Source organism: Collinsella sp. SGI.033, from assembly GCF_050315135.1.
Lineage (GTDB): Bacteria > Actinomycetota > Coriobacteriia > Coriobacteriales > Coriobacteriaceae > Collinsella.
In genome coordinates this window covers 1-21,201 of the sequence record NZ_JBNPOK010000004.1, presented here as the reverse complement: position 1 = coordinate 21,201, position 21,201 = coordinate 1, and the positions used below count along the sequence as shown (strand labels likewise).

The window sequence follows — 21,201 nt, the reverse complement described above, 5'->3', positions numbered from 1 at the left end:
TGTAACAAGTAGAGGGGGTTTACGTGCCTAAATGTTATAGATTGAGATTTTGAGAATGATGGTTTTGGTTTGTCTCGTTCTGTAACAGGAAGACCCGTTTTGAGCCGTTAGATGTTGCAGGTTAAGACAAAAGGTCGGCCGGACTCACAACAGACAGGATCGGCTAATAGCAGCCGTGATCCCTTGGGGACGGAGGAAAAGGGCCCCGGCCGGGATATCCGACCGGGGCCCTTGGACAGAGCTATATGTTGCTGCAAGTCGTGTGTCTACGAGCTACTCCTCGACGAGCTCAAACTGATCGGGACCGACGCCACACACCGGGCACACGTAATCCTCGGGCAGTTCGGGCGTGTCGACCTCTACCTCGTAACCGCAAACGGTGCACACGAACTTGTACGTCTTCTTTTCCTCGGCCATGATGTTCTCCTCTCGAACGTGGCTGCTGGTGTACTTTGCTTATTAGTATACATTCTTAATAATATAATGCAAGCGGTTTTACCGCATTTCTACCCTTGGTACGAAGACGCCTTGGGCGGCGTCTTGCCCTTCAGGACCTTATGGTAGTAATCGTAGGTGAGCGGCGTCTCGTCGCTCAGGCGCTCGGCATCCTCGACCTCGCCGATAAACAGTAGATGCGTGCCCACATCCACTGTGTCGATCAAACGGCAGCTAAACAAGGCCGCCGCATGCTCGGGAACATAGGGCATGCCCAGTGCGGTCTCGCACGTCTCGTACTTGGCAAATTTGTCATAGTTGCTGCTGGTACGGAATCCAAAGTTACCAATGTAGGGCATATCGGCCGTCTGATCGATCACGGTCAGCGCAAAGGCCTTGGCAGACGAGATAACGCCAGACGTGACATTTTCCTTGTTCACGGCAACCGAAATGCGCGGCGGCGTGGACGTCACCTGCACCGCGGTGTTGATAATGCAGCCGGCGCGCGATCCATCTGCCGCGGCACTCACCACATACAGCCCGCAGGGCATCGTAAAGAACGCAGTTTTATCCAAAACGATCACTCCCCTAACTCGGAATTGAGCCTTGCAGACGTATATACCCACAATGAGACATATGTGTCAGAACGGTAAGAAAAATGAGCCACACGCAGTTGCGGTGAAAAAGTCCCTGTTTAAGCCTGGATACCCAACAAACAGGAACTATTCCACCGCAACTTGCGAGGAGCAGACCGGGAGTACGACAACAGTGATGGATGAACATCCCCGCCCGCCCGGATATCAACCCTTAGCGATTACGCTCCTTAAGCGCGCGATCGATTTCGCGCTGAACGTCACGTTTGGCCATGTCCTCGCGTTTGTCGTAGAGCTTTTTGCCACGGCCCAGGCCCAACAGCAGCTTAACGCGACCATCGGTATTAAAGTAGAGCTCGAGCGGCACCAGTGCATAGCCGCGGTTGCGCAGTTTGCCGTCAAGAAAATCAATCTCCTTGCGATGCAGCAGCAGACGGCGCCGGCGATCGGGATCACGGTTCCACACGCCACCGTGACTATAGGGATGGATGTGCAAACCCACCAGCCAGCACTCGCCGCCGCGAATCAGCGCAAAAGTATCGGTAATCTGACAGGCGCGCTCGCGAATCGACTTGACCTCGGTACCGCTCAGCTCAATGCCGCATTCGAATGTCTCGTCGATAAAGTATTCGTGATGCGCCGAACGATTCTTGGAGATGAGCTTGCGCTCGCGCTTACTGGGCATCGCCGGCCTCCTCGGCGTCATCGGCTTTCCCGCTCGCGGCCTCGCGTTTGGCCTTGCGCTCGGCGTTGAGCTCGGCATCGCTTTCGCGCACCAGCTTAATGATCGCCGCGCATGCCTCCTCTCCCACCAGGTCGCGGGCACGGACCGTCAGGCGTGTAGCCTCCTGCTTGTCACCGTCGCCCGCAGCGTCGGTCGCACACATAATCAGACAAATGGCAATCTCGGCCGAAGGCGAAGTCGGTACGCCCTGCAACGCCAGCTCGCCCATCACATGCTCATCACTCTCGTCGGCGGCATCCGGATAGGTGGCATGGATCTTGCTGAGTAAGCGCGTCGTATGTGAATCGCCAGGGGCCAAGCGCAGCGCCAGACGTGCGCAACCCACGGCCGCCGAGACGTTCTCGGTCTCGGGCTCCAAAAAGTACTGGCCCAAGTTGGCGTAGGCGCGGGCGGCGCACCTGCCGTCACTCGCACGCTCCAGCACCGAAAACGAAAGCGAAGCCCACTCCTGCTTGTCCTCGAGCGCACGGAACAGCTCGGCCAGATCCAGTCGGTAGTTGCAGTTCATGGGGTCCCAGCGCACGGCCTGCATCAAGGCATTGCGGGCGCTCACATAATCCTGCTGACGGATGTAGGCAAACGCCATGTCGGAGTACAGGCGGTCAAACGGCACCTCGACCTGCACCAGCTCGCGTGGATCCTTTTCCACGCGGCGGTAGGCCAGGCGCTCAAACTTGCTATCGAAGCTAAAGTACTGGCGGTTCTCCTCCGTTTTGCACTCGGCATCGATATACTCCTCGGCGAGCTCCACCAAACGCTCCAGCAGCGGCGTCGCCGTGGCCAGGTCTCCCTGCGCCAGGTAATTCTCGGCATACGTAATGTCTTGTAGGCTGATGGGCAGGTCCATGGCAACTCCTCGGTCCAGGTGAAACGCGGCTCATTCCACACATGCGGTGTATACACAAAACCCGGGTCTCTTGCGAGGCCCGGGCATTCAATTTGTGGTAGCCCGTACCAGATTCGAACTGGTGATCTCCGCCTTGAGAGGGCGGCGTCCTAAACCGCTAGACGAACGGGCCATATGTAGCAAATGCAATGGCTGGGATGGAGGGAGTCGAACCCCCATTGACGGAACCAGAATCCGCTGTCCTGCCATTAGACGACATCCCAATGACTGCATCGCTGCGCTCGGCTGTGCCTTTGCGCAAGAAAGAAATATACGGGAAGCATCGCGATGACGCAAGTCTTTATTTTAACTTTTTTAAAATTGGCCTGATTTTAGCCAACCCGTGAAGGACCTGTGAAGCGACACATCTGCCCCTTATGGACAAAGGATGGCGAAGCGATACTTCGACAAGCACGCATAGCTCTTCGGCCCGCACGGGTGGCCGCGGTTCAAAAACTGACCGGAGCAAGCCTGTCAGCGAAAACTGTATCCCAAAATCGGCATCCAAAACGGGATACAGCTTCCCCGCAGTCGCTACAGCAACGCCTCGGTCCAAGCCGCTTCCCTAAAGCCGGGGATCGCAAAGTCGTCGCCCACCAGCAGCGGGCGCTTAACCAGCATGCCGTCAGTCGCCAGCAGCTCGCAGCATTCCTGGTCCGTCATACCCGCATCCAGGCGCGCTTTCAGACCAAGCTCTCGATATTTCATGCCCGACGAGTTAAAGAAGCGTCGCACCGGCAATCCCGACCGCGCAACCCACGCGGAAAGCTCCTCGGCTGTTGGGTTATCCGCTACGATATCGCGATCGATATACTCAACCCCGTGCTCATCCAGCCATGCCTTAGCCTTTTTACAGGTAGAGCACTTGGGATACTCAACAAATAGCACTGCCACAGGAATCTCCTCTTCGTAAAGACGCATGTCTGGGTAAGCGCCGAAGCGTCGATGGCGCGTATCGACAGTTGACATTGTAACCGGTTGCCATAAAGAGTATCCAACGATGCCGGTAGTATCTTGGGTATCCAGACACGTCTTGCATGGGCGCCGATGGGACGAGTGGCATAACGCGCCAACGCGGCCACCAGCAGCACCAGCACGATAGCGGTGACATCGCCCGCAGCATCGAAACCCAGGTCAATAATGTCGAAGTGCCTGCCGGGAACAAAAATCTTATGCACCCGGTCGCCAACCAAGTTTTTTCTGGCCAAACTAATGGATGAGCTTAAAGTCCAAGTGCCCGCGGGTCGTGTTGACGCGCGAGACCTCGATGATCACGCGCTGCCCCAGCTCATAGCGAGTCCCCGTGTCGGCACCCGTGAGCGTGAGCGCGTCCTCGTCAAACTCGAACCACTCGCTTCCCAAGCTCTTAATCGAGACCAAGCCCTCGACCTGTGTCAGGTCGAGGCGCACAAAGAGGCCCATGCTGCTGACCCACGAAATGGTTCCGGCATAGCGCTCGCCCAGACGATCCTCGTAATACTGGGCAATCTTGATCTTTTGCGTCGCATGGCTGGCGGCGTCGGCCGCACGCTCGGCATCGCTGCATGCACGGCAAATCTGCGGCAAGATGCGCGGCAGCGACTCGCGACCCCTGCCGATCAGCCGCGGCGTGCGCGCCAAGGCATCCTTGCCGCCCAGCTGCTCATACGCCAGCTGCAGTTTGAGCACACGATGGACAACAAGGTCCGGATAGCGTCGGATAGGGCTCGTAAAGTGGCAGTAGCACGGCGCGGCGAGCGCAAAGTGGCCCTCGTTGCGCGGCTTGTACAGCGCGCGCTGCATGCTGCGCAATAGCAACGTGTTGACAAGCGGGGCATTTGCCGTGCCAGCGGCAGCGTCAACCGCCGCCTGCAGCTCATCGGGACTTCCCAGGGCAATGCCGGCCGCGCGGCGATCGTCGATGATACCCAGCTGCGCCAGCGCCACAGCGGCCCCGTGCAAGCTGTCGGGGCTGGGATCCTCATGCACGCGATAGCATGCCTCAATATCGCGGTCTGCCAGCCACTCGGCAACGCACTCGTTGGTAAGCAGCATAGCTTCCTCGATGAGCGACGTGGCACACGAGCGCTCGCGGGCCACGATCTGCACGGGAATGCCGTCCTCGTCCAGCAAAGCGCGAATCTCCGCCGTGTCAAAGTCGACCGAGCCGCGCGCACGGCGAATGCGACGGCGTCGCTCGGCAAGCTCGTTGGCAGCAACTAGGAAATCGCTCAGATCCACGTCGTAGTCGCGGGCAGTCTCTTCGCAAGTCAAACCGCGCTCAAGCGCCTCCTCGCGCGACGCCTCGGCTGCAGCAACATCCTCGGCGGCACCTTCCAACACGGAGTACTCCACCGCACCGGCACGCACCAGCAGTGCCTCGGCACCGTCATAGTCCATGCGCACGCGCGAGCGAATCACGCTAGGATACGGATCGTAGTGGCGGACGTGCCCCTGCGCATCGAGCTCGATGTCGACGGTAAACGCCAGGCGATCCTCGTCGGGGCGCAAGGAACACAGGTCATTCGACAGGCGCTCGGGCAACATGGGAAGCACGCGATCGGCAAGGTACACCGACGTCGTGCGATGGCGAGCCTCTAGGTCGATGTGTCCGTCCCAGGCCACATAATGCGATACATCGGCGATATGGACACCCAGCTTGTAGCCGCCCTGCGTCGTGCGCTCCAAAGAGATGGCGTCGTCAAAGTCGCGCGCGTCGACCGGATCGATCGTGATGATAAAACGGTCGCGCAGATCACGGCGAAGTGGGTCCTTAAGAGCTGTCGCCACGTCGAGCGATAGCTCCTCGGCCTCGGCAAGGGCGGTCTCGGGATAACTATCGGTATAGCCGTAACGAGCCATGACATATTGAACGCCCAAGTCGGGTGCATCGTCGCCGCCAATGCGGCGCTCAAGAGTCACGGTGCCCGATTCCAAGCGTGTCGGATAGCTCAAAATGCGTGCGACGACTGCATCGCCCGGATGCACGCCCAAACGCTCCGCCGAAGTATCCTCGGGCAACATAAAGAAATCGGCCTTGAGACGCGAATCAAGCGGCTCGATCACACCGAGGGGGCCTGCCGTCTGATACGTGCCCACCACGCTTATGGCCGCGCGCTCGACAACGCCCTCGATCACGGCACGGCGATCGCCGCGCGGTCCGGTCTTAATGCTCACGGCCACGATGTCGCCGTCCATTATCTCGCGCTTGCCGCGACCCATAACCTTATAGTCGCCATTATCGGTGACAACATAGGCGCTGTGCTCATGGAGCTGCACGCGGCCCGTCAGGCTGGGACGCCGCTCGCTACGCACCGGCGCGCGCTTGTTGCGAGCGCTACGCTTATGTTTGTTATTGCGCCCCATGGCGCCTCCTTACTATCTGTTGCGGGGCCCGCAGGCGCAACCGCATCATGTCAAAACACCGTGCAGGCCTAAACCGCACGCATCAATGAGTCTACCCAATCAACAACAGGGCACGCACCTCGCGTCATGATCCCTATGTGACGGAGAAAATCGAATTATCGAGACAAGCCGAACTGCCGGTGAGCCCTTTTCCTCCGTCGCACGGGAATCAAAAAACGGGCCGCCCCAGAGCGGGACGGCCCGTTAGCAAAACTAATTCCAGCTGTGTCTACACGCGCAGGTAGCGACGCATGGCAATGGCGGAACCAAAGAGACCGATGATCACGCCGACCAGGACCAGTGCGGCATACGTCACCAGGTAGTATTGCATCGGCAGCGCAAACGACATCCAGCCAATGCTCTCCTGAAGACGCGGAACCAACAGGTTGCGAAGCAGCTCCAAAACACCGATGGAAAGCAGCGAGCCCAAAACGGCCTGCAGCACGCCCTCGGTGATAAACGGACCGCGAATAAAGCCATTGCTGGCGCCCACCAGGCGCATGATAGCAATCTCGCGGCGGCGAGCCGTAATCGACAGGCGAATCGTGTTGTTGATAAAGATGAACGCGATAAACGTCAGCAAACCAACAAGCACAACGGCAGCGATGCGGATGTAGTTCGTCACCTGGAACAGGCGGCTCACTTCCTCCTGACCGTACAGAACGCTCGCATCAACGTCACCGTCATCCGCGATCTTCTGGAAATCGGAGTTCTTCTTGAGCTTCTTGGCCGTGCTCTCGACCTGGGACGGATCGTCCATCTCGATCGCGAACGAAGCAGGCAGCGGATTCTGGCCATCAAGTGCGCTCAGAGTGGCGTCGGCGTTACCCGACATCTTGCTCGTGTACTCGGCCAGCGCGTCGTCCTTGTCCTTATAGGTCACGGACTTAACGTTGTTCCACGTCTTGAGCTCACTCTCGAAAGCCTGGACGTCGGCCTGGTCGGCGTCATCGCTAATAAACGCGTTGATAACAACCTGGTCCTCAACGGTGCCGATCACGGAGTTCAGCATCGCGGAACCCATGATGAACAGGCCGATGATAAACAGCGAAAGGAAAATCGTGATGACGGCGCCGAGCGAGGTGGTCCAGTTACGGAAGAAGTGGCTCATTGCCTCTTTGAGCGAATAGCCCACGTTAGTTGGTGCCATAGTTGCCGTAACCTCCCCTCTCCTGGTCGCGGATTACGTGGCCGCCCTCGAGGGCGATCACGCGACGATGCATACTATCGACCATCTCGCGATCGTGGGTAGCCACGATCACGGTCGTGCCGGTGCGGTTAATGCGCTCGAGCAGCTTCATGATACCGAGCGAAATTGCCGGGTCGAGGTTGCCCGTTGGCTCGTCGCAAATCAGCAGCGGCGGACGGTTGACCATGGCGCGGGCGACGGCCACGCGCTGTTGCTCGCCGCCGGAAAGCTGATCGGGCAGCGAGTCCATCTGATCGGCCAAACCGACCAGACGCAGTACCTCGGGCACCTGGCTGCGAATGACGCCCTTGGGCTTGCCTATGCACTGCAGGGCAAACGCCACGTTTTCATAGGCGGTCTTTTGCGGCAGAAGCTTAAAGTCCTGGAACACGGCGCCAATCTGGCGGCGCAAGAAGGGAACCTTGCGGTTCTTGATTTTCATGAGATCCTGACCGGCGACCAAAATGCGACCGCTCGTAGGCCTGACATCACGGTTGAGCGTGGAAAGCAGCGTGGTCTTACCCGATCCGGAATGACCGACCAAGAAGACGAACTCACCCGGATAGATCTCGATGTTGATGTCGTCGAGTGCGGGCTTGTTGGGCTGTGCCGGGTAGATCTTGGTGACATGCTCCATCAGAATGACGGGCTCGACACCGGCCTGCTTGGCCATCTTCTTGCGACTTGCCTGCGGATCGATAGGCGCGAACACCGACGTAAAATCGGGGTTGTTGAGCGCGTTGTCAAGACTTGCGACCTCGGCAGCCTGATCATTCTCGACCATGGGCGCAGCGGGCTGCGTAGGATCGGGAATGCCGGCAAAGAGGCCGGACTGCGCCGGCTGCGGCACGGGCGTAGCAGGAACCATGGGATCGGGAATGCCCGCCATGGTCGGCTGAGGCTCGGCTGACGTCTGAGGCTGGTTCACGCGAGCAGTCACCTTTTGGACGGGCTCAAAGCCCGCAGCGGCAGAAAGCTCGACATCGCTGGTGGGATTGTAGGCAAAGGGATCGGATGCCGGCCGTGCCTGATCTGCCGGCTGTGCGGGGGCCTGGGCAATATGCTGGCCCTCTGAATCCGGAGTGGCGAAACGTGTGCCCGGGACACCTTGCCGTGTCTTGGGGGCCTCATCGCCCGCACCGGAGGTACGGAAGTGGTTACCCACTGGTGCTCCTTATCATCGTGCGTTTAAACTACATGAGCGCTTTGTATTTTAGCAGCATTAGCTTCGCTGCACATAAGAAGCATGGCAGGGTTTTGGTCTCACCGGCCGCGCACAGGGCTACCTCCCAAATCGTCCTCGGACATGTCGGAGTCCCCGCTGCGCGCTTCGCGCTGCGGGGACTCCTCCGTCCTGCGGAATGATTTGGGAGGTAGCCCTGTGCGCGGCCTGCGGCTACTAAGGAGTCGCCGCGTTTTTCTTGGGGTGCTGCATATACAAAGTTGGAAGGGCTGAGTTGCACTTTGTTGGTCTGGGTCCGCTTCCCGGAGGAAGCCCTTGCTTGGTGCGGACCTGATTTGTTTGTTGCCGACAAAAACAGGGGCGCCCTCTTTGGGGGCGCCCCTGTTCTGGCTTGCTTACGGTTGCTGAAGCGATACTTTGCCTCGTCTTGCCCTAGGCCAAGAACTCCTTGGTGGTTGCCACGATGTTGGCGGCATCCAGGCCGTACTTGTGCAGGAGCTCGGCGCCCGGACCGGACTCGCCAAAGGTGTCGTTGACGCCAATCTTCTTGAGCGGCGTCGGGCACTGAGCGCAGAGCACGTCGGCAACGGCGCTGCCCAGGCCACCGATCACGGAGTGCTCCTCGACAGTCACGACGTGGCCGGTCTTGGCGGCGCTCTTGACGATCAGATCGACGTCGATGGGCTTAATGGTGTGCATGTTGATGACCTCGGCGTCGATGCCCTCGGCAGCGAGCTGCTCGGCAGCCTCGAGAGCCTCGCCAACCATCAGGCCGCAGGCAATGATGGTCACATCGGCGCCCTCACGCATGACGATGCCGCGGCCCAGCTCGAACTTGTAGGTCTCGGGGTCGTTGATGACCGGCGAGGCCAAACGGGCAAAGCGCATGTACACGGGGCCGTCGCACTCGTAGGCGGCGCGGACCACGGCGCGGGCCTCCACGTCGTCGGCCGGGACAATCACGGTCATGCCAGGGATAACACGCATAAGGGCGATATCCTCGCAGCACTGGTGCGTGGCACCGTCCTCGCCCACCGAAATACCGGCGTGCGTGGCGCCGATCTTGACGTTGAGGTGCGGATAGCCGATGGAGTTACGGACCTGCTCAAAAGCGCGGCCGGCGGCGAACATGGCAAAGGTGCTCGCGAAGGCAGTACGACCGGTGGTCGCGATACCGGCGGCGACACCCATCAGGTTGCTCTCGGCAATGCCCACGTCAAAGAAGCGGTCGGGGCAGGCGGCCTTAAACTTACCGGTCTGCGTGGCGGCAGCCAGGTCGGCGTCGAGGACCACAAAGTCGTCGTGCTCGGCAGCGAGCTCAACGAGGGCCTCGCCGTAGCTTACACGCGTGGCGATTTTCTTGACGTCTGCCATCCTAGAGCTCCTCTCCGGCGGCCGTGAGCTCTGCCATGGCCTGCTCAAACTGTTCATCGTTGGGGGCTTTGCCGTGCCAACCAACCTGGTTCTCCATAAAGGAAACGCCCTTGCCCTTCATGGTCTCGGCGATAATGGCGGTAGGCTGACCCTTAGTGGCGCGAGCCTCGGCAAAGGCGGCGCGAATCTGACCGAAGTCGTTGCCGTCGGCGAGCTCCACCACGTGGAACTTAAAGGCGCGGAACTTGTCGGCGAGCGGCATGGGATCGTTGACCTCCTCGACGGGACCGTCAATCTGCAGGCCGTTGTGGTCAACGATCACGCAGAGGTTGTCGAGCTGCTGATTGCCGGCAAACATGGCGGCCTCCCAGACCTGGCCCTCCTCGCTCTCGCCGTCGCCCAGCAGGGCGTACGTGCGGTAAGTATCGCCCCAGTGCTTGGCGGCGACGGCCATGCCCACGGCGGCGGAGATGCCCTGGCCCAGCGAGCCGGTGGACATGTCGACGCCCGGGGTGTCGTTCATGTTGGGGTGGCCCTGCAGGTGGCTGCCGATATGGCGCAGCGTCTCGAGGTCCTCCTTGGGGAAGAATCCGCGCTCGGCGAGCACGGCGTACAGACCCGGAGCGCAATGGCCCTTGGAGAGCACAAAGCGGTCGCGGTCGGCCTTGCGAGGATCGGCCGGGTCGACATTCATTTCCTCAAAGTACAGATAAGTCATGATGTCGGCAGAGCCGAGCGAACCGCCCGGATGGCCGGACTTGGCAGCGTGCACGCCGGTGACGATGCCCTTCCTTACCTCATTGGCAACCTTTTTGAGCTCTTCGTCGCTCATTGTGCCTTCCTTTCATCCTCTTTAGACAAGATGCGCACGGCGCAGAAGGTAATCCCAACCCAGCCGCAATGCACGTGCGCCATTCATTATGCTGGAAACTGAAGGCTTTACCAGAGTTTTTATCATTATTTGAATAATTTAGCTGGCAGACCCGCTGATGAATCGGTTTATCAATGTGAACGTCTTTTGGATGGAGCGCAGTCTGCCCTACGCGTTAATGTCCTTGAACCCCTCACCGAAGGCTTCCGTAACGTCGGCGACCGTCACGATAGCTTGAGGATCGCGCTCGCGCACGATGGTCTTGAGTGTATTGAGCTCGCGGCGGCTAACGATCACCATAATCACCGGCTTCTCCGCGCCCGAATACATGCCGGTCGCCTTAAATTTAGTGCAGCCGCGACCCAGGCCATACATGATATCGGCCGCGATATCGGGGAAATTGTCCGAGATGATGAGCACCATACGGCGCTTGTTGCCGCCATCGACCACAGCGTCGATCACATAGCCGCTAATTACCATCGAAAGCCCTGCATACAGCGCGTTCTCTAGAGAGAAGACGGGGGCCGATGCCGCGCATACGGCGACATCGATCGCCATGACGGTCGAACCCACCGGCAGCGAGGTATTACGCGAGATAATCTGGCCGATGGTGTCGGAGCCGCCGGTGTTGGCGCCGGCGCGTAACACCATGCCGTAACCAATGCCCGTGATAATGCCGCCCCACATAGCGGGAAGCATCAGGTCTGCATCTGCCAGAGGCGCTACAAACGGGGCAAACAGGTCGGTAAAGAAGCCCAGTAGCACAAAGCCTGTCGCCGTCTGTACCACATAGAACATGCCGCCCTCGCGCATGACGACCAGCAACAGCAAGGCGTTCATCACGATGGTTTGGATACCGACGGGCAGCGACACGCCCCGCGCGGCACCGACCGCCTGGATAATAGTCGCAAGGCCCGTAACGCCACCGGCGGCAAGACCGTTGGGAATCAAAAACAGGTCGGTCGCGATGGCCGCCAAAGCGCACCCAAGCATGATCTGGGGTAGATCGTGGAAGAAGTTCATTGAAAGAATGCGCTTAATATCCAGACGATATGCCATGCTACCTCCCTCAAAAAAGCGCACCCCCTTGGGTGCGCTTTGAACTTCTTACCGTATTTGATTCTACCGATTCGCCGAGGAAAAACCACCCCGCGGCGGGTTTGCTCTGGATATAAAACCGCCTGTCCAGAGTTTAGTGTCGGTCCGTGACTCACCCGGGGCTTAAGCGGACGGAGACTCCGCATCAGCATTGCCGGTAGCCCAGCGATGGTAGCCGATCACAAACGGATCCAAGTCGCCATCGTCGAGAACGGCGTCGACGTTGCTGGTCTCCACGCCCGAGCGCAGGTCCTTGACCATCTGATACGGATAGAGCACGTAGCTGCGGATCTGGTTGCCAAAGCCAATCGTGGTCTTGGGACCGCGGATCTCGTCGAGCGCCTCGGCGCGCTTCTCGAGCTCAATCTCGTACAGGCGGGCCTTGAGAATCTGCATACACGCGGCCTTGTTCTGAATCTGGCTGCGCTCATTTTGGCAGGTCACTACAATGCCGCTGGGAAAATGCGTCACGCGCACGGCGGAGTCGGTAGTGTTGACGCCCTGGCCGCCCGGGCCGCTTGCGTGGTACACGTCGACGCGGATATCGTCGGGGTTGATCTCGATATCGATATCGTCGGGCAGCACCGGAATGACCTCGACGCCGGCAAACGTAGTCTGTCGACGCTTCTTGTCATCGGTGGGGCTAATGCGCACCAAACGGTGAACGCCGGCCTCGGCACGAAGCATACCGAAGGCATCCTTGCCCTCAACGGTAAAGGTCGCGCGATCAATGCCAATGACCTCGGCAGCGGGGCAATCGTTGATGGTGACCTTCCAGCCGCGGCGCTGGCAGTACTTCATGTACATCTTAAAGAGCATGAAGGTCCAGTCCTGCGCCTCCAAGCCGCCCTGTCCGGGCTTGATGGTCACAATCGCGTCACCGTGATCGAACTCGCCGGTAAACCAGCTCGAAAGTTCGAGCTCATCGATGGCGCGCGCCAGACGATCAGCCGTGGCGGCAGCCTCCTCACGCAGTGCAGCGGCATCGGGGTCATCGCCCATTTCCTCGGCAAGTTCCAGCGCCGCGCGGGCATCGGAGAGCTCGCCGCGCGCGGTATCCACGGCGGCGATATCCTCCTTGGCGCGCGCAATCTCTTCCATCGTGGCGCGAGCGGCATCGGCGTCGTCCCAAAAGCCGGGAGCGACGCTCTTGGCCTCAAGCTCGGTCACGTGGGTGCGCTTCTCGTCCAAATGAAGATACGACTCAACCTCGCCGAGCCGGTCCGCAAACGCGTCCAGCTCGGCGGGCGTTACCTCTAAAGCATCCGCCATTAACGATTCCTGCCGTGGCAGTACTTGAACTTCTTGCCGCTGCCGCAAGGGCACGGTTCGTTGCGACCCACGTTGACATACGGGTCGTCGCTCTCGGACTTGCGGTAGGTGGTCACCTTAGCGCCGTTGTTGACAGCTGCCGGTCCGCCCTGGACGGCCGTGCGAGCCTGTGCCCGTGCCTCCTTGCGCAGGACCGAGTTGCCGTTGTCGCCATCGACGTCGGCGGGGCCGGAGAAGCGCGCACCCTCGAGCGCGGGGTCCTCCTTGCGCTCCACAGCCTGCGGGGCGGCCTTGATCTCGATGCGCAGGACGGTGCGCAGGTAATCCTCGTACATGGTGTCGACGAGTACCTGGAACGCGCCATAGGCCTCGGTCTTGTACTCAACCAGCGGGTCGCGCTGACCAAAGCCGCGCAGGCCGATACCGGTCTTGAGATAGTCCATCTCCTGCAGGTAGTTCATCCAGCGGGTATCGATAACGCGCAACATAACCTGAGTATTGAGCTCGCGCATGAGGTCCTCGCCCAAGCGCTCGGCCTTCATGTTGTAGCACTTCTCGACGTAGGCTAGGACATCGGCAGCAAGGGCCTCGTAATCCTCGTCGGGGAACTTGGGCGTATCGATATGGCCGGTCAGCTCCACAACCCACTTGCGCAGGCCATCGAGGTCGCGCTCGCCGTCGTGGCTGTCCTTAGCGCAAAACTCTTGCACGCAGCGGTACACGGTGTCGTGCATGACCTCGGTGATGTGGTCGGTCAGGTCCTTACCGTCCAGAATCTTGTTGCGCTCGGCGTAGATAACCTGGCGCTGCTTGTTCATCACGTCGTCGTACTCAAGAACGCTCTTGCGCATGGAGAAGTTGATGCTCTCGACCTTGTGCTGGGCGCTCTCGACGGCCTTGGAGATGATCTTGTGCTGGATGGGCATGTCGTCGCCCATTTCTGCCGTGACCATCATCTTGGAGACGCGGTCCATCTTGTCGCCACCGAACAGGCGCATCAGATCGTCCTCGAGCGACAGGTAGAACTGGGTCTCGCCCGGATCGCCCTGACGACCGGAGCGGCCGCGCAGCTGGTTGTCGATACGACGGGACTCATGGCGCTCGGTACCGATGACGGTCAGGCCGCCGGCGGCAAGCACGCGCTCGCGCTCGGCCTTGCAGGTCTCCTTGGCCTCGGCGTTAAACTGCTCGAGCTGCTCGGGCGTCACGTCCTCCATGGTCAGGCCCTCGTACTCAAGGCGCTCGCGCACCAGCTCGTCGGGGTTGCCGCCCAGCAAGATGTCCGTACCACGACCGGCCATGTTAGTAGCGATGGTCACGGCGCCGTAGCGTCCGGCCTGGGCAACGATATGAGCCTCGCGCTCGTGGTGCTTAGCGTTGAGGACCTCGTGCGCGATGCCGCGCTTGGTAAGGGCGGCCGACAGCTTCTCGGAGCTTTCGATGGAGACGGTGCCCACCAGGACCGGCTGGCCCTTGGCGTGACGTCGCTCGACGTCGTCGGCAACGGCGTTGTACTTGGCCTGGATGGTGCGGTACACCAGGTCCTCATGATCGACACGCTGCACGGGCTTGTTGGAGGGGATGACCTCGACGGGCAGCTTGTAGATCTCGCGGAACTCGGCGTCCTCGGTAAGCGCCGTACCGGTCATGCCGGAAAGCTTGTCATACAGACGGAAGTAGTTCTGCAGGGTGATGGTAGCCAGCGTCTGGTTTTCCTCGCGCACGAGCACGCCCTCTTTGGCCTCGATAGCCTGGTGCAAGCCCTCGGAGTAGCGACGGCCCTCCATGATGCGGCCGGTGAACTCATCGACAATCTTGACCTCGCCGTTGGTAACGACGTACTGCTTGTCGCGGTGGAACATGTATTGGGCCTTCAACGCCTGCTGCAGGTGGTTGACCAGCTGGCCCGAAAGGTCGGCGTAGATGTCCTCGATACCCAGGCGGCGCTCGATCTTCTTGAGGCCGCGCTCGGTGGCGGCAATGGTGTGCTTGGCCTCGTCCATGACGTAGTCGCCCGTGGGCTCCACGTCCTCGGTGGCGGTGAGCATATCGTGCGACACGTCCTCGCCGCGCTCCAGCCCGCGCACGGCGCGCGCGAAGTCCTTGTAGGTGCTGGCCGACTTGGTGCCGGCGCCCGAGATGATCAGCGGGGTCCTGGCCTCGTCGATCAGGATGGAGTCGACCTCGTCGACGATGGCGTAGCTGTGGCCGCGCTGGACGCGCTGCTCGGGGCGGGTGACCATGTTGTCGCGCAGGTAGTCAAAGCCAAACTCGGAGTTGGTGCCGTAGGTGACATCGGCCTGGTAGGCCGGGCGCTTAAGCTCGAGCGGCATGTTGTTCTGCAGCAGGCCGACGGTCATGCCCAAATACTTGTAGATGCGGCCCATCCACTCGGAGTCGCGCTTTGCCAGGTAGTCGTTGACGGTAACGACATGCACGCCCTTGCCGGCGATGGCGTTAAGATAGCCGGCCAGGGTGGAGACGAGCGTCTTGCCTTCGCCGGTCTTCATCTCGGCGATATGACCTTCGTGCAGCGCCATGGCGCCGATGAGCTGTACGTCAAAGTGACGCATGCCCGTGATGCGCTTTGAAGCCTCGCGCACGGTGGCAAAGGCCTCGGGGAGCATGTCGTCAAGCGACTCGCCGTTAGCGTAACGCTCGCGGAACTTATCGGTCTGGCCGCGAAGCTCCTCCTCGGTCATCTTCTCAAACTGAGGCTCAAGCCCGTTGATCTGGTCAACGATCTTGTAGTAGCGCTTAAGGTCCTTATCGGATCCAAAGGACAGCAGCTTTGACATGAATCCCATGTGGTTTTCCTTTTTTGGCCATCGCCCGTAGCCACTGCACTGGGCGAGTTAAACACAGATAGTTGTACTTTAGCCAAACGGGACGCACGCTATACGCTCGACCTCATCCCCCACGTAATAACTACGACCGACCTGCCAAAAAGGGACGTTTTATTTTTAGTGGCTACGGCCCAGATAGGCGCCGATAACTTTGCGCTGCTCGACGCTCGCCCGATAGTAGACGCGAAGCTCGCCTTCGGCATTCAAATCAAAGCGCGCCTCGTCAATCAGGCCATTCTTGTGCGCGGTCATGAGCGCCTCCTGCATGCGCGGCCTTGCAAAGGCGGCAAACGATGCGTACTCGGCCGCGAGATCGGCCATCACATCGTCGACGCAAGCCTCGTCATGGCAAACAAAATAATCGAGCATGGCATAGTTAAGCGGAAGCATCCCGATCACCGTCCTTTTTAACCATGTCGAGGGGATTCACGGCGATCAGGCAAATGCCGACGAGGTTGACGACGGCCGCCACCCATGCGACGGACGGAAGCGCGTAGCCGTCAAAGCCCAAGACCAGGCCGACGATAATCCACGTAAACAGCGGCGCTGTAAAGGTATAGGTGCCGTTGATGGCCATGCCCAGCGCCGTGCCGCACATGGAGTTGGCGCGATACCAGCTCATAAACGAAAAGTAGGCGGCAAAACCGGAGCAGGCGAAAAACACGACGGAGGATTTGTCGGTGAGCGCTTGGGCGACAAGGACGTAACTCTGACCAAGGGGCTCTCCGCATGCCAAGGTTAGGACCGGCAGTACCAAGCACAGGTTGCCGACGCCCGAGACAAGCTGACGGATGTTGATGGCGATCTGAGGATCGATTATGCAGGTGGCGCGGCCGCCCACGCATCCCTCGACGCCCCAGCACAGGGCGGCTAACAGCGCCAGGCCCAAGCCAAGCGCCATGCCAGAAGATGCCTGCCCGCTCAGGCCGGCGCTACCGATCATGGCGCCGGCGACCACGCAGACAACGATGCCGGTGACGACACGGGGGCTAAGCGGCTGTCGGTAGAGCACGCGGGCGAGCACCGCACCGATCGCGGGGTTGAGCGCGGCGATGGGCACGGCAAGCGTGCCTGCCTGCGAAAGCGCGATAACGTAGGCGGCAGAAGCGATGGGCCCGCCAATGAAGGCGGCGGCGATAACGATGACGCCGGGCTTTGAGGCGATACAGCGGCCTAGGTCGGCGAGTTTGCCCTGACCGGCAGTGAAAAACGTGGCCCAGACGGCACTCAGCACGTCATTGACGCCCGAGGCGATTGTGGGCAAGATGAATACCGCCAAAAGGCCGGAGGGAGCAAATGCATCGAACCAACCGGCCCAAACGCCAAAGAGCTGACCGGCGGTAACAAAGGCCGTGTACAGCGCATACATACAGCTCGAAAGCGCCGCGACAGCGATACCCTTCCTAAAATAGGCAGCATCGAGCGCACGCTTCTTTGCCACCGCGAGCTCGCGATTGCCCAAGGACGTCGATGTGTCCACGTAGCCTCCTATCGGTTACCTGCCAAAAAGGGACAGGTTTATTTTGGCAGGTTTTATCTGGGCAAACGAAAAATCCCCACCGTTCGGTGCAAAGAGGACGTGCTACTTTGCGTCGATAAGAAAAGGGCCGTGCACCCAATTGGATGCACGGCCCTTTTGCCATGAATGCGAGCGATTCCTCGGCGAGCTATTTACTCAGCAGCCTCGGTGGTCTCGGTCTCGACAGCGGCCTCCTCGACGGGAGCCTCTGCGGGAGCCTCGGCGGCCTGCTTGGCAGCCTCCTCAGCAAACTTAGCGGCACGCTTGGCCTTCTCGGCAGCCTTAGCCTCAGCGGCGGCCTTGCGAGCGGCCTCGGCCTCAGCAGCCTTGGCGGCCTTGGCGGCCTTGGCCTCCTCGGCCTTCTTGAGCTGGGCGGCAGCGGCGCCACCAAACTTGTCGGCGAAGCGCTGGACGCGTCCACCGGTGTCGACGAACTTCTGCTGGCCGGTGTAGAACGGGTGGCACTCGTTGCAAAGCTCGACCCTCATCTCGGACACGGTAGCGTGCGTCTTGAAGGTGTTGCCGCAGGAGCACGTCACCGTGCACTCGACATACTGGGGATGGATACCCTGCTTCATGGTAGGACTCCTTATTGGTCAGGCGCTGGTTACCGATCAGCGCATAAGGCGTCTTGGTTTCCGACCAAGACAACAAACTCGGCTATGTTACCACGGCGTCGAGCGTCCCACAAAAGGTTCACGGTCTTTACGCCGGAGTGCACAGGCGAATCTGCCCGATCGCGGCGCCAACAGAGCCGCCCGAGCTGTCCAGGGTGCCAAAAATACACCCTACGAGACAAGCGCTCCATGTTGCAGACGTGTAACGCCGCAGCAAAGGTGCCCCTTTTTGCACGGGACAGGTACAATGATGAACACTGTACCGTAGCGGAGCGCCGCCGCGCGCCGCTAACACGCGAAAGGGTTTCCCATGGCCGAGATCTCGTCCTCCCGTATCGTCATCACCGTCCTTGGCAAGAACCGCCCCGGCATTGTCGCCGGCGTCACCCGCGTCCTGGGCGAAGCCAATGTCGACATCCGCGACATTACGCAGTCCATTATCGAGGACATCTTCACCATGACCATGCTGGCCGACACCGCCGAGTCCAAGCTCGACTTCGCCGAGCTGCAGAAGGCCCTGGCCGAGGCCGGCGAGCTTTCGGGCGTCAACGTGTCCATCCAGCGCGAGGACGTCTTTAACTTTATGTACCGCCTGTAGCGAACAGGCTGCGTGACGACGGCCCAACGTGCGCCCAGGCGCAACGTCGCCACATAGCCCGGAGAGGAGCGCGCATGGCCTACGACGCCAAGAAAATCTATTACCGCTTCGACGACCACCTGAGCCGCCTGGTCTTGGACTACGAAGCAAGCCGCCAGATTTCGCCCGAAAGCGAAAATTTATACTACGGCCTGCCGACCGACCCTTATGACGAGGAGCTGTTTGTCGAGCACGATGTCAAGCGCGGCCTGCGCAATGCAGATGGCTCGGGTGTGGTTGCAGGCCTCACTCGCATCTCGGATGTGCATGGTTACAACAAGGTCGACGGAAAGGCTGTGCCCGATCAGGGTAAGCTCACGCTTCGTGGCTACAGCATCGAAGATCTGGTCAACAATGCCCAGGCCGAGAACCGCTACGGCTACGAAGAAGTCGCCTACCTGCTCATCACGGGCTCTCTGCCCACCAAGGAAGAGCTTGACGGTTTTTGCGAACGCCTGGGTGCTTTTAGGCACCTGAGCGACGAATACGTCCGCGTGTTCCCCATGACCACGGTATCCTCGAGCATCATGAACGTGCTTCAGCGCGCCGTGTTGCTGCTCTATGCCTTCGATGCCGAGCCCGATGTAATCACACCCGAGCACGAGATCGACGTTGCCATTTCCATGCTGGCACGTCTGCCCCGCATCGCCGCCTTTGCGCACATGGCATCGATCGCAAAGTGCCACGGTTCGGAGATGCACGTGCCGCACCCCACGCCCGGTCTCTCCACCGCCGAGACCATTCTGCAGGTCCTGCGCGGCGGCATGGCGTTCACCCGCGACGAGGCCATGCTGCTCGACGTGATGCTCATGCTCCACGCCGAGCACGGCGGCGGCAACAACTCCACCTTCGCCTGCCGCGTGCTGTCGTCTTCGGCCACCGACCCGTATTCCGCCTACGCCGCGGCTATCGGCTCGCTCAAGGGCCCGCGTCACGGCGGTGCCAACGCCAAGGTCGTATCCATGCACGAGGACATTCGCGCGCATGTTTCCAACTGGGAAGACGATGACGAGGTCGCTGCATATCTGAGCAAGATTCTCGACAAGCAGGCCTTTGACGGCACGGGGCTCATCTACGGCATGGGACACGCCGTCTACACGCTCAGCGACCCGCGCGCCGAGGTCTGCCGCCACTACGCACGTTCGCTCGCCGCCAAGAAAGATCTGGGCGAGGAATTCGCGCTGATCGAGCGCATCGAGCGCCTGGCGCCCCAGGTCATGCGCGACCACGGCATGACCAAGCCTATCTGCGCCAATATTGACCTGTACACGGGCTTTATCTACAAGATGCTCGGCGTACCCGAGACGCTCTTTACGCCGATGTTCGCCGTGGCCCGCATGGCAGGCTGGTCGGCACACCGCATGGAAGAGCTCTTCTGCGCACACCGTATTATTCGCCCGGCATACCGTCCGGTAATCGAGCCACTGGAGTACAAGCCACTCGCCGACCGTTAGGACGCGCACCGTTATAGAACACGAGCGTGGCCAGGGTATCACCGCCCTCGGCCACGCTTTTTATGCCAGCAGAAAGGGCTGCATCGAATGCTAGAATTGCTTGGACGAAAGGAGACGCAATGGTACTCGACAGATACGCGCGATTTGCTGACAGCGCCGACGTGCTCTCTTGCCCCCTTTGCCACAGCGCCCTGAAGCTGCAGGAAGGGAGCCTCGTATGTCCGAAGAGGCACTGCTTCGATATCGCAAAGCAGGGGTACGTAAACCTTCTAGGGCCCTCCAGGCAGTCAGCCCACTACAGCAAAGAATCCTTTGAGAGCCGCATGGCAATCCTGGAGGCAGGGTATTACGACCACGTGAAAGAAGCCGTCCTCACCGCGGTAGGAAGGGCCCTTTCCCCAAGCGAGGGTCCTGCAGCTGTGAACGCGACGCCATTCCGCGTGCTCGACGCGGGATGCGGAGAAGGCTTCTATGCACGTGCAATCCGAGAAAACCTCTGTGTCGACGTGGTGGCGTTTGACCTCTCAAAAGACGCCATGCTGATGGCGGCCCGCCACGATTCCAGAAAGGCGGTCAAATGGCTGGTTGGCGACCTGACGAACATCCCCGTGCTGAAAGGCTCCATCAACTGCGTGGTGGACGTATTCGCTCCCTCGAACTACGACGAATTCAAGCGCGTTCTCACCCCAACCAGAAACGCCTCCGCGCCAGGAGTGCTGGTCAAAGTGGTTCCAGGCAGCAATCATCTTACGGAGCTGCGCCACCTTGCTGAAGGATCTTTGCGCAGCAAGGAATACTCAAACCAGCTGGTGACCGATTGCTTTGAGAAGCACTTCAAGATGACCGACCGCATCAAGGTGACGCGCACCTTCGAGATGTCCGAAAGGGACGTCCGCGTGTTCGCCGAGATGACGCCGCTGCTGTTCGGCATCGACGCGGAGTCCCTAAATCTATCGCGTGTGAAAAGCATCACCATCGAGGCTGAATTGCTGGTGGGCACCCCTCGCTCCCAAGGCCCTTCATGAGCTCAGCCAGCTCATCATCCTCTTAATTGCAGGGCTGAAGGACAGCCCTTGTCAACCGCCCCAGAAGAAATCT

19 protein-coding genes, 2 tRNA genes and 1 pseudogene are annotated in these 21,201 nt (G+C 60.1%); 4 read left to right on the top strand and 18 right to left on the bottom strand.

Annotated elements, in window-relative coordinates; translation table 11 throughout:
* Positions 1–273 precede the first annotated feature (273 nt).
* From ACQRC0_RS02210 to rpmE, 18 genes are all read right to left on the bottom strand, one after another.
* Positions 274–417, bottom strand: coding sequence for a rubredoxin-like domain-containing protein (locus ACQRC0_RS02210; protein WP_035137395.1), 144 nt, complete (start codon positions 415–417; stop codon positions 274–276).
* Positions 418–506: 89 nt separating this feature from the next.
* The gene (locus ACQRC0_RS02205; RefSeq protein ID WP_427727425.1) at positions 507–1,010 is read right to left on the bottom strand and encodes a flavin reductase family protein; all 504 of its coding nucleotides are present in this window, start codon (positions 1,008–1,010) and stop codon (positions 507–509) included.
* A gap of 232 nt (positions 1,011–1,242) precedes the next feature.
* Positions 1,243–1,713: an SsrA-binding protein SmpB gene (gene smpB / locus ACQRC0_RS02200; protein ID WP_006235325.1), complete on the bottom strand. Its 471-nt coding sequence runs from the start codon at positions 1,711–1,713 to the stop codon at positions 1,243–1,245.
* Positions 1,703–2,620: a hypothetical protein gene (locus tag ACQRC0_RS02195; RefSeq protein WP_427727424.1), complete on the bottom strand. Its 918-nt coding sequence runs from the start codon at positions 2,618–2,620 to the stop codon at positions 1,703–1,705. Before ACQRC0_RS02195 ends, smpB begins: the two co-directional genes overlap by 11 nt.
* A gap of 95 nt (positions 2,621–2,715) precedes the next feature.
* A tRNA-Glu gene (locus ACQRC0_RS02190) sits at positions 2,716–2,792 on the bottom strand.
* A gap of 17 nt (positions 2,793–2,809) precedes the next feature.
* Positions 2,810–2,883, bottom strand: a tRNA-Gln gene (locus ACQRC0_RS02185).
* Between the two features lie 310 nt (positions 2,884–3,193).
* Complete coding sequence (locus tag ACQRC0_RS02180) at positions 3,194–3,553, bottom strand: arsenate reductase family protein (RefSeq protein WP_427727422.1); 360 nt, start codon at positions 3,551–3,553, stop codon at positions 3,194–3,196.
* Between the two features lie 315 nt (positions 3,554–3,868).
* Positions 3,869–6,004, bottom strand: a complete 2,136-nt coding sequence (locus ACQRC0_RS02175; protein WP_427727420.1) for a ribonuclease R family protein — start codon at positions 6,002–6,004, stop codon at positions 3,869–3,871.
* A gap of 268 nt (positions 6,005–6,272) precedes the next feature.
* Positions 6,273–7,193: a permease-like cell division protein FtsX gene (ftsX, locus tag ACQRC0_RS02170; protein ID WP_427727418.1), complete on the bottom strand. Its 921-nt coding sequence runs from the start codon at positions 7,191–7,193 to the stop codon at positions 6,273–6,275.
* Complete coding sequence (gene ftsE / locus ACQRC0_RS02165; protein ID WP_427727416.1) at positions 7,180–8,397, bottom strand: cell division ATP-binding protein FtsE; 1,218 nt, start codon at positions 8,395–8,397, stop codon at positions 7,180–7,182. The genes ftsX and ftsE overlap by 14 nt, the downstream gene beginning before the upstream one ends.
* 450 nt (positions 8,398–8,847) lie before the next feature.
* Positions 8,848–9,789 (bottom strand): transketolase family protein, encoded by a 942-nt coding sequence (locus ACQRC0_RS02160; RefSeq protein WP_427727414.1) that lies wholly within the window; start codon positions 9,787–9,789, stop codon positions 8,848–8,850.
* Position 9,790: 1 nt separating this feature from the next.
* Entirely contained in the window at positions 9,791–10,621 is an 831-nt protein-coding gene (locus ACQRC0_RS02155) for a transketolase (RefSeq protein WP_154516003.1), read from the bottom strand.
* A 207-nt stretch (positions 10,622–10,828) separates the two neighbouring features.
* Positions 10,829–11,719, bottom strand: coding sequence for a YitT family protein (locus ACQRC0_RS02150; RefSeq protein WP_427727413.1), 891 nt, complete (start codon positions 11,717–11,719; stop codon positions 10,829–10,831).
* A gap of 162 nt (positions 11,720–11,881) precedes the next feature.
* Positions 11,882–13,030 (bottom strand): peptide chain release factor 2, encoded by a 1,149-nt coding sequence (gene prfB, locus ACQRC0_RS02145; RefSeq protein ID WP_427717736.1) that lies wholly within the window; start codon positions 13,028–13,030, stop codon positions 11,882–11,884.
* Positions 13,030–15,837 carry a preprotein translocase subunit SecA gene (gene secA, locus ACQRC0_RS02140; protein ID WP_427727411.1) on the bottom strand — a complete coding sequence of 936 codons (2,808 nt, stop codon included), beginning with the start codon at positions 15,835–15,837 and terminating at the stop codon, positions 13,030–13,032. The genes prfB and secA overlap by 1 nt, the downstream gene beginning before the upstream one ends.
* 156 nt (positions 15,838–15,993) lie before the next feature.
* On the bottom strand, positions 15,994–16,266 hold the full coding sequence (locus tag ACQRC0_RS02135) for a hypothetical protein (RefSeq protein ID WP_427727409.1): 273 nt from the start codon (positions 16,264–16,266) through the stop codon (positions 15,994–15,996).
* The gene (locus tag ACQRC0_RS02130; protein WP_427727407.1) at positions 16,253–17,356 is read right to left on the bottom strand and encodes a hypothetical protein; all 1,104 of its coding nucleotides are present in this window, start codon (positions 17,354–17,356) and stop codon (positions 16,253–16,255) included. Before ACQRC0_RS02130 ends, ACQRC0_RS02135 begins: the two co-directional genes overlap by 14 nt.
* A gap of 191 nt (positions 17,357–17,547) precedes the next feature.
* Entirely contained in the window at positions 17,548–17,973 is a 426-nt protein-coding gene (gene rpmE / locus ACQRC0_RS02125) for a 50S ribosomal protein L31 (RefSeq protein ID WP_427727405.1), read from the bottom strand.
* 349 nt (positions 17,974–18,322) lie between these two features.
* On the opposite strand from rpmE, the gene ACQRC0_RS02120 reads away from it, so the two are divergent.
* The 4 genes and pseudogenes from ACQRC0_RS02120 (at position 18,323) to ACQRC0_RS02105 (ending at position 21,128) form a co-directional block, all read left to right on the top strand.
* Positions 18,323–18,610, top strand: a complete 288-nt coding sequence (locus ACQRC0_RS02120) for an ACT domain-containing protein (protein ID WP_006235289.1) — start codon at positions 18,323–18,325, stop codon at positions 18,608–18,610.
* 74 nt (positions 18,611–18,684) lie between these two features.
* Positions 18,685–20,103 (top strand): citrate synthase, encoded by a 1,419-nt coding sequence (locus tag ACQRC0_RS02115; RefSeq protein WP_427727403.1) that lies wholly within the window; start codon positions 18,685–18,687, stop codon positions 20,101–20,103.
* A gap of 62 nt (positions 20,104–20,165) precedes the next feature.
* A pseudogene (locus tag ACQRC0_RS02110) lies at positions 20,166–20,363 on the top strand (putative RNA methyltransferase); the annotation flags it as partial.
* 63 nt (positions 20,364–20,426) lie between these two features.
* A complete protein-coding gene (locus tag ACQRC0_RS02105; protein ID WP_052241580.1) occupies positions 20,427–21,128 on the top strand; it encodes a methyltransferase domain-containing protein in 702 nt (233 codons plus the stop codon).
* The last annotated feature ends 73 nt before the right edge of the window (positions 21,129–21,201 follow it).